The 7,785-nt window shown below is 62.4% G+C and carries 16 protein-coding genes; all 16 read left to right on the top strand.

What is annotated here, in order from left to right:
- The first annotated feature begins 17 nt into the window (after positions 1-17).
- Positions 18-362, top strand: coding sequence for a hypothetical protein (locus C380_RS10790; protein WP_015013466.1), 345 nt, complete (start codon positions 18-20; stop codon positions 360-362).
- 1 nt (position 363) lies between these two features.
- Positions 364-573, top strand: a complete 210-nt coding sequence (locus C380_RS10785) for a hypothetical protein (RefSeq protein ID WP_015013465.1) — start codon at positions 364-366, stop codon at positions 571-573.
- 48 nt (positions 574-621) lie between these two features.
- Positions 622-882, top strand: coding sequence for a hypothetical protein (locus C380_RS10780; RefSeq protein ID WP_015013883.1), 261 nt, complete (start codon positions 622-624; stop codon positions 880-882).
- Positions 879-1,166 (top strand): hypothetical protein, encoded by a 288-nt coding sequence (locus C380_RS10775; RefSeq protein ID WP_015013882.1) that lies wholly within the window; start codon positions 879-881, stop codon positions 1,164-1,166. The genes C380_RS10780 and C380_RS10775 overlap by 4 nt, the downstream gene beginning before the upstream one ends.
- A gap of 185 nt (positions 1,167-1,351) precedes the next feature.
- Positions 1,352-2,002, top strand: coding sequence for a hypothetical protein (locus tag C380_RS10770; protein WP_015013881.1), 651 nt, complete (start codon positions 1,352-1,354; stop codon positions 2,000-2,002).
- On the top strand, positions 1,980-2,675 hold the full coding sequence (locus C380_RS10765; RefSeq protein WP_148279947.1) for a hypothetical protein: 696 nt from the start codon (positions 1,980-1,982) through the stop codon (positions 2,673-2,675). The genes C380_RS10770 and C380_RS10765 overlap by 23 nt, the downstream gene beginning before the upstream one ends.
- 68 nt (positions 2,676-2,743) lie before the next feature.
- Positions 2,744-3,334, top strand: coding sequence for a siphovirus Gp157 family protein (locus C380_RS10760; protein WP_238544094.1), 591 nt, complete (start codon positions 2,744-2,746; stop codon positions 3,332-3,334).
- 58 nt (positions 3,335-3,392) lie between these two features.
- Positions 3,393-4,283 (top strand): recombination-associated protein RdgC, encoded by an 891-nt coding sequence (locus C380_RS10755; protein ID WP_015013878.1) that lies wholly within the window; start codon positions 3,393-3,395, stop codon positions 4,281-4,283.
- Positions 4,280-4,564: a hypothetical protein gene (locus C380_RS10750; protein WP_015013877.1), complete on the top strand. Its 285-nt coding sequence runs from the start codon at positions 4,280-4,282 to the stop codon at positions 4,562-4,564. Before C380_RS10755 ends, C380_RS10750 begins: the two co-directional genes overlap by 4 nt.
- Positions 4,561-4,692 carry a hypothetical protein gene (locus C380_RS25695; protein WP_255342844.1) on the top strand — a complete coding sequence of 44 codons (132 nt, stop codon included), beginning with the start codon at positions 4,561-4,563 and terminating at the stop codon, positions 4,690-4,692. Before C380_RS10750 ends, C380_RS25695 begins: the two co-directional genes overlap by 4 nt.
- Positions 4,693-4,694: 2 nt before the next feature.
- On the top strand, positions 4,695-4,877 hold the full coding sequence (locus tag C380_RS10745) for a hypothetical protein (RefSeq protein WP_015013876.1): 183 nt from the start codon (positions 4,695-4,697) through the stop codon (positions 4,875-4,877).
- A gap of 142 nt (positions 4,878-5,019) precedes the next feature.
- Complete coding sequence (locus tag C380_RS10740) at positions 5,020-5,352, top strand: hypothetical protein (RefSeq protein WP_015013875.1); 333 nt, start codon at positions 5,020-5,022, stop codon at positions 5,350-5,352.
- Positions 5,349-6,149 carry a hypothetical protein gene (locus tag C380_RS10735; protein ID WP_148279946.1) on the top strand — a complete coding sequence of 267 codons (801 nt, stop codon included), beginning with the start codon at positions 5,349-5,351 and terminating at the stop codon, positions 6,147-6,149. The genes C380_RS10740 and C380_RS10735 overlap by 4 nt, the downstream gene beginning before the upstream one ends.
- Positions 6,149-6,439 (top strand): RNA-binding protein, encoded by a 291-nt coding sequence (locus C380_RS10730; RefSeq protein WP_015013873.1) that lies wholly within the window; start codon positions 6,149-6,151, stop codon positions 6,437-6,439. Before C380_RS10735 ends, C380_RS10730 begins: the two co-directional genes overlap by 1 nt.
- Positions 6,436-7,101 (top strand): hypothetical protein, encoded by a 666-nt coding sequence (locus C380_RS24965; RefSeq protein WP_148279945.1) that lies wholly within the window; start codon positions 6,436-6,438, stop codon positions 7,099-7,101. Before C380_RS10730 ends, C380_RS24965 begins: the two co-directional genes overlap by 4 nt.
- On the top strand, positions 7,001-7,783 hold the full coding sequence (locus tag C380_RS25560; RefSeq protein WP_015013872.1) for a DUF4406 domain-containing protein: 783 nt from the start codon (positions 7,001-7,003) through the stop codon (positions 7,781-7,783). Before C380_RS24965 ends, C380_RS25560 begins: the two co-directional genes overlap by 101 nt.
- Positions 7,784-7,785 lie beyond the last annotated feature (2 nt).

The following is a 7,785-nucleotide window of genomic DNA, read 5'->3' as shown; positions in this document are numbered from 1 at the left end:
TTTCTTTGGAGCCTGCAATGACAAAAATCACCGGTGATGCCGTCGCGCTGGTCAGCAAATACACGCGCTTCGACCCAGCCAACCCGGAGAAGACCGCTGCCGATGAGTTCAGCATCGTGAGCAAAGACAACCTGACCAAGGAAGGTGCACTGCGCGCTCATTGGGCAAAAGATGGCTACATCCTGGTCGGCATGGCCCGCATTGAGATCGAGCTGCTGCCGCAGAAGGAAATCACCACGAAAGCTGTGGCCACGCTGCGCCAGCAGAAGGAGCAGGTTCTTGCCACCGCACAGGCAGAAGCCACCCGCATCGAAGGCCAGATACAGAGCCTGCTGGCGATTGAGCACGTCGTAGAAGCCTGACATGGCCCGCAAGTTCCGCTGGACGCGCGCCCTCTACCGCCGCGCGCACCGCGAGGCCCGTGTCTATGACGGCTACGGGTTCATGTACCACGGTGAGCCTGCCCTAGTCCGGCGCTGGCGCGAGCTGTGGGACCAGCACCCGCAGCACGACGACCCGCTGACGCGGCCCCACTGGCAGCGATACCAGCCAGACGACGGAATCCCGTTCTGAATTCACCCAGCCCGCACCCAGCGGGCTTTTTTCCGCCCAGGAGGCGCAATGCAAAACGTACACGACACCTTCCAGCGCATCTTTGCAACCAACCCGGCAGTGCCTCAAAAGATGACGCGCAGCGAGATCAATGACGACGACACGTATGTGATCGATGTTGCCCGCCGCACGATTGTTGGGCAGTACGGGCCATCAAGTGCAACCGCTCAAGTAGCGCGCACACAAGGCCTCCCTCTGCGGCCTGGACAGGCTCTGCTGCGAGGGATGCAGCTCAAGGGTTCGGGGTTGATTGATCTGGAGGCAGCATGACACGCGCCCCCTCATACCTTGACGACAACACCCGCACATTTGCCCGCACCTGCCCCGGCTTTGGCAAGACAGCAGCCCAGCAGGCCATAGCAATCGAGGTGTACCGCACACCGCTTTACAAGCGCCTGCTTTGGGCCTTCTGCCGTCGCGGCTGGTTGATCGTTCCCGCTGTGATTGCAGGGCTGGTGCTGTCCGGCTGCACATCAGACATTGACGACGCGATTGCAGTGCATGCCGATCTTGCCGATGCGATTGCGCAGGCGGGGAAGGGAGAGGCGCCATGAGGTTCCTCGCAGAACTCCGCGAACGATACCGCCAGTACCGCCTGGGCAACTCTCGATGGGTTGCGCTTCGGGCGGCTTGGTTTTTGACAAGGAGCAGGTAATGCACCCAATGCTTCAAGAGTCTTGCGATGAGGCCGTGGCCTGCGCGCAGATCGAGTACGACCAATCACACCGAGGAACATCAAATGAGCATCGCCACACTGATTTTGGGCAACAGCGGCAGCGGCAAGAGTACCAGCCTGCGCAACTTGGACCCAGCGCGGACGCTGCTGATCCAGTGCATCAAGAAGCCCCTGCCTTTCCGCACTAAGGGCTGGGTAACGCGCGTCACGCTCAAGGGTGAGGGTAACGTGATCCAGACCAGCGACCCAATGGTGATCGAGAAGATCCTACGCACCGCACCTCATGATGTGATCGTGGTGGACGACTACCAAGCCGTGATGGTGGACGAACTCATGACCCGCAGCAGCGAGAAAGGCTATGAGAAGTTCACGGACATTGGAAAGCACGCATTCAACGTGTTCCAAGCGGCGGGAGCGCGGCCAGAGCATCGCCGGGTCTACATCCTGGCGCACACGCAGACTGACGACTTTGGACAGGTCCGCATGAAGACCGTCGGCAAGATGGTTGATCAGACGCTGGTGCCAGAAGGCTATTTCACCATCGTCCTGCGCACCGAGATCATCAACGGCCAATACCTGTTTGCCACGCAGACGAACGGTCAGGACTGCTGCAAGTCGCCCATCGACATGTTTGCAGACCAGCACATCCCAAATGACTTAGCCGCCGTAGATGCCGCGATCTGCGAGTTCTATGGCATCACCGAAACCGCCTGATTTTCCAACCACGAAAGTAACGACCATGTATCAACTTGACACCCAAGCAGCACGCCACGCAGACACCGCAGGCGCAACCATCAAAGAGATCGGCAAGTATGTTGGCGAATTCACACAAGCCCAGGACATCGTGACCAAGAAAGGCGGGCGCGGCGTTTCCTTCATCTTCAAGGCCAACACCGGCCAGAAAGCCAATCTGGCCATCTACACCACTGGGGCAAACGGCGACCGCTACCAGGGCTATGACACGCTGATGGCCATCATGACCTGTATGCAACTGCGAGGCATCAAGCCAGCGCCTGGCAAGGTAACGCGCTACGACTACGACACCAAGAAGGAAGTGATCGAAGACGGAACCGTGTTCCCCGATCTGCACAAGCCGATTGGCGTGCTGCTGGAAACCGAGGACTACGAAAAGCAGGATGGAAGCATCGGCACACGCATGGTTTTGAAGAACGTTTTTCAGCCCGGAACCGAGCTGACCGCAAGCGAAATCCTCGATAAGAAAACGCAGCCTGTCGCGCTTGCAAAAATGGTGGAAGGTTTGCGCCATCGCCCATTGAAGGGCGCACGGCCCACAGCGCCTCGCAGTGCCGATGGCGCTGGCGGGCCACCTGCCGGGCATCCTGCATCGTCTGGCTTTGACGACATGAATGACGACATCCCTTGGTGATATGCCAGTCAAGGATTACGCCGCATACGCCCGGTCACCCAAAGGCGTAGCAGCCAGGGCAAGGGCGCATGCAAAGTATCTTGCCAAACGCGAAGCACAGAAACCACAACCCAAGGCCAGCACTGCCGCAGTCGCTGGCCTTCTTCTTTCATGGGGAAGAAATGACTAGCCTCTACGAGATAGCCGCGGCCTACCGTGAAGACGCCCACCGCCTGGCCGACCTTGATCTGCCGCCCGAGGTAGTGACCGACACCCTTGATGCCATGAGCGGTGAACTGGAAGTGAAAGCGCAGAACGTGGTGTTTTTCGCCCGCGATCTGCAAGCCACAGCCGCCGCGATCAAGGATGCCGAAGAGCAGATGGCAAAGCGAAGGAAAGCAATCGAGAACCGCGCAAGACACCTGCTGGAGTACGTGCAGGGCTGCATGGAAACCGCAGAAGTGCAGAAGATCGAATGCCCGCATTTCCGGCTGGCAATCCAGGCCAAACCGCCCAGCGTGGATGTGTACGAGCCGGGGCTACTGCCTGCCGAGTACATGCGTGTGCCCGAGGCGCCACCAGCAGCACCAGATAAGAAAGCGATTGCCGACGCCATCAAGGAAGGCAGAGAAGTGCCAGGCGCACGGCTGGTGCACGGCACGCGGCTGGCGATCAGCTGACCCACCCAGCAACCCAACCCCCAAGCCCGCCCAGTGCGGGCTTTTTCATGGAGTCCCCATGTTCAAGAACCTGATCGTGTACCGCATCGCCCAAGGCTGGGCACCAGACCTGCAGGCCGCAGAGGAAGCCCTAGCCAAGGCACCATTCATGGAATGCGGCGCCACCCAAGAGAAATCCATCGGCTGGGTTCCACCGCGCGGCGAGGCCCACGGCGCCCTGGTCGAGAGCATCGGCGGCCAGTGGATCGCCCGCCTGATGACCGAAACCAAGGCCATCCCCGCCAGCGTGCTGGCGCGCAAGGTCAAGGAGAAGGCCGACCGCATCGAAAAGGAAACCGGCCGCAAGCCCGGCAGAAAGGAAAGCAAGGAGCTGAAAGACGAGGCCAAGCTGGACCTGCTGCCCATGGCCTTCACCAAGCAGGCCAGCATGTGGGTATGGATCGACCCAGCAGCCCACCTGCTGGTGCTGGACACCGGCAGCCAGGGCCGCGCGGATGAGGTGGTCACGCTGCTGGTCGAGGCCCTGCACGGCCTGTCCGTGTCGCTGCTGGACACCCAGACCAGCCCGCAGGCCGCCATGGCGCACTGGCTCAAGGAACAGGAGCCGCCCCAGGGCTTCACCGTGGACCGCGAGTGCGAGCTCAAGAGCGCCAGCGAGGAAAAGGCTGTCGTGAAGTACGGCCGCCACCCGCTGGACATTGCCGAGGTTCAGGCCCACATCGACGCGGGCAAGCTGCCCACCAAGCTGGCGATGACCTGGGATGACCGGGTTTCGTTCGTGCTCACCGAGGGCCTGCAGGTGCGCAAGCTGCAGTTCCTTGACACCGTTTTCGAGGGCCAGAAATCGGACGAAGGCGGGTTCGATACCGATGTGGCGATTGCCACGGGCGAGCTGGCGAAGCTGATCCCGGACCTGATCAAGGCTCTGGGCGGGGAGGCAGCACCATGACCGCTCACCCCCCCCCGCAAAAACCACGCCTGAACCCCAAGACCCTGCGCGTGATGCGCAAGCGCCGTGAATGGCGTTGCCGCGCGCTGGAGGCCTCCGTTGCCTTTGCCACTTGGCCCGCAGGAAAACCCGGCCGCGAAGCAATCGAGGCCGAAACCATCAAGAGTCTGAACAAGGTTCGCCAGTGGTTCCGCTCTCCAGAGGCGCAGGTGGTTGTGCAGGCCATCCAGCGCCGGGCTGTGGCCGCATTCCGCAATCAATTCGATAGCAAACAAACATGACACAACAAGCGCAAGAGCCTGAAAAGGCCCAGAAACCAGAGCCGCGCACCTGCCTGGGCTGCGGCGCCCGCCACCCCATCAACGAGGACGGCACGCCAGTGGGCGGCGCCCTCCCCTGCGGACATTGACCATGACCAAGCCACAAAAACCCGCCGGGTTCTCCCTGGCCAACCCAGTCCCACAGACCAAGTGGGAGGCCCAGCGCGCAAAGGAACGAATCGACTTGTCCGACCACCAGACCATCCCCCATCTGAACAGCACCATGCGCGGGCGGTACGAGGGCAAGGAGCTGCAGTACAGGGGGCGGAAGTGAGAAAGACCAGCACCTACGCCCGCAAGCGCGCCCATCAAGGCGCCTTCGACCGCAACCGGCACGAAGTCATCAACCCGGTGACCGAGGCCGTATCGAGGCTGACATTCAGAGCCTGCGCACCGACACCGGACTGCAGGCGTACATGGGCGCCGACGCGGCCCGCGTTGCCAACATGGCCGGGCGGCTGGTGTATATCGTCTGCCACGCTGCCGGGCTGCACGGATTGGGCGAAACACCGGAGGCCCGCATCCTGGCTGGCACTGCAAACGCCCTGGCCGACATTGCAGAGACGCCCGCAGAGTTGGACCGCCAGCGCGGCGCTGTGATTGCAGGGCTGCAGGCCATCGACAGGCTTATGCCCAAGCTGCACACGTTCAGCCTGGCTGCTGGCTCGCTGGAGCTGGACAACCTGCTGCACAGCGCGAACGGCATGGGCACTGCTGATGTGCGGCGCGCGCTGGGGATGCGGGCATGACCGAACCCCGCGAACCCACCGATCGACTGGGCATTGGAGCAACAGACATGACAGACAACACACAACCCGAGGCGCTGAGGCTTGCCGATGCTTTGCACGCCGCAGTGCAGACATACCCACAAGCCAGTGAAGACGAGCCGGGCGGCTATTGCACCGAGCAAGACCAGTTGATGGATGCAGCCGCCACCGAGCTATGCGTCCAACACACTCGCATCGCAGAACTGGAAGCCCAGCTTGAATCAATCGGCGCAGGCGGTGTGAATGGCCCGCTGATGGGCCAGCCGCAGGCCATGCCCGACCTGTCAGCACTGACAGAGCGCGGGGCGAAGGCATGGGCAGGAGTAGATGCGCAGGGGCTGCGGGATGGCGTGGCAAGTGCGGGGAGTGGTCCGGTGTACCAAGCGCGCTATCGAAACGGGTTCTGGCAAGACTCTTCGCGCGAGCGCTTTGAGTACCTGCAAAGCCCGGAAATCACTTCCGCAGAAGATTGGGAAACGCGCATCCTCTATATCCAACCCTCTCCCCCAGAGGGAATGGTGGGAGGGTGGCAGGACATTGCCACGGCGCCAGAGGGCCAGATGGTGGTAGTCGGATGGCTGGATCATGAAGACACCGAACACCCGGAGCGCCACGATTTCGACCTGCTGGAAGATGGCTGTTGGCAGCAGTGGCATGAGCGCGCCGAGCATGTGGAAGTCATCGGCGGCCATGGAGTTAGCTACACGCCGCCGTACACAGTCTGGATGCCAGTCAGCCCCATCCCCACCTCACCTGCGGATAGCGGGAAGGGGGAGTGATGGCTGACCTTGTGCTTCCGCTCAAGCGCGAGTATTTCGAGGCCATCCGAGACGGCAGCAAGACCGAGGAATACCGCCTGTGCACGCCGTACTGGCAAAAGCGGCTCGCGGCCCACTTCGGCTTGTACGACCGCATCGTGCTGACGCTGGGCTACCCGGCGCGCGATGACCACTCCCGCCGCCTCATCCGCCCATGGCGTGGCTACACGATCAAAACCATCACGCATCCGCACTTTGGCCCCGATCCCGTGCAGGTGTATGCGATCAATGTGCAGAAAGACCCCTCATGACAAACCAACAATCGGCGCCAGAAGCGCTGCGACTGGCTGATGAATTGGCGCAGCGCTGGGGAGAAAACATGGTGTGCTCCGAATTGGAAGCCGCCGCCGAACTCCGCCGCCTCCACTACGAGAATGCATGGCTTGCCGCCCTGGTAGAGGCACAGCAGGCCGCCCCATCGGCTGCGGACCGCGTAAAGCTACCAGAGCCAGACACCGCAGAAACGGCGCCGTGGACTGGCTGGAAAGTGAAGTATCACAGCCCCGACCAGATCATCGGCTACGGCAACCAGCAGTTCAACGCTGGCCGCCAGTTCGAGGCCGAGCGGCTGGCCGCACTGCGGGCACAGCAGCCGACCACTCATGTTCAAAATCCAGCAGAAATCGAACACGTTGCAGGTGACGTGTCGAAAAACGGGCCGGGATCGAACATGGCACAGCCCGCCCCATCGGCTGCGGCAGCGGTGGGTGAGGTTGAGCCTGTCTTTTGGATGAACGAGAAGGGCCACACATGGAGCCACAGCGACTGGAAGCAATTCCCGAAGCATCGCGCGAAATACCCTATCCCTCTGTATGCGCATCGGCCAGCATCCCCAGCCCTCCCCCACGCCCCAGGCAGACAGCGCCCCAGCCGAAGCCGTGCAGCGCATCGTGCACCTGCGCACCGACCGTGAGCGCCGCGTCTACGTGGCGGGGCCGATGACTGGCCTGCCCGAATACAACTTCCCGCTGTTCAACGCCACCGCTGCGCGCCTGCGCTCCGAGGGCTGGCATGTCGAGAACCCCGCAGAGCACGGGCACGTCGAAGGCGCAGGATGGGCCGACTATCTGCGTTGGGACATCAGCCGCATTGCCACCTGCGGTGCGATCTATCTGCTGCCCGGATGGTCGAAGTCCAAGGGCGCAACGCTGGAGGTGCACATCGCTAGCGTGCTTGGCCTGCAGGTGCTGCTGGCAGATGGTGCAGAGTCCCCCACGGCACAGCCAGCACCAGCCGCCACGCCCACCGCCGCGTCGCTCGCCTGGAACGCACTGCGTGACCTGACTGGCCCGCTGGGCGAGGATGGCGTGAAGATCATGGGGCACATCCGCACCTACGCGCAGCGCCAGTATGAAGCCGGGCTTGCTGAGGGCCGGGCAGCACCAGCCGCCACGCCCCAGGCAGACAGCCAGCCAGCGCCATCGACATGGTGCTGCACTGCCCCGCATGCGGGATGCAGCACATCGACGCCTCGGAACCGCCAGTGGAATTTGAGCCAGGCGCCGCGCAATGGAACAATCCGCCCCACCGCAGCCACCTGTGCCACGGCTGCGGCCACATCTGGCGCCCTGCTGATGTGCCCACCAACGGCGTGAAG

The organism is Acidovorax sp. KKS102 (assembly GCF_000302535.1).
Classification (GTDB): domain Bacteria; phylum Pseudomonadota; class Gammaproteobacteria; order Burkholderiales; family Burkholderiaceae_C; genus Acidovorax.
The sequence above is the reverse complement of the archived record's forward strand: the minus strand, read 5'-3'. Positions and strand labels throughout refer to the sequence as shown.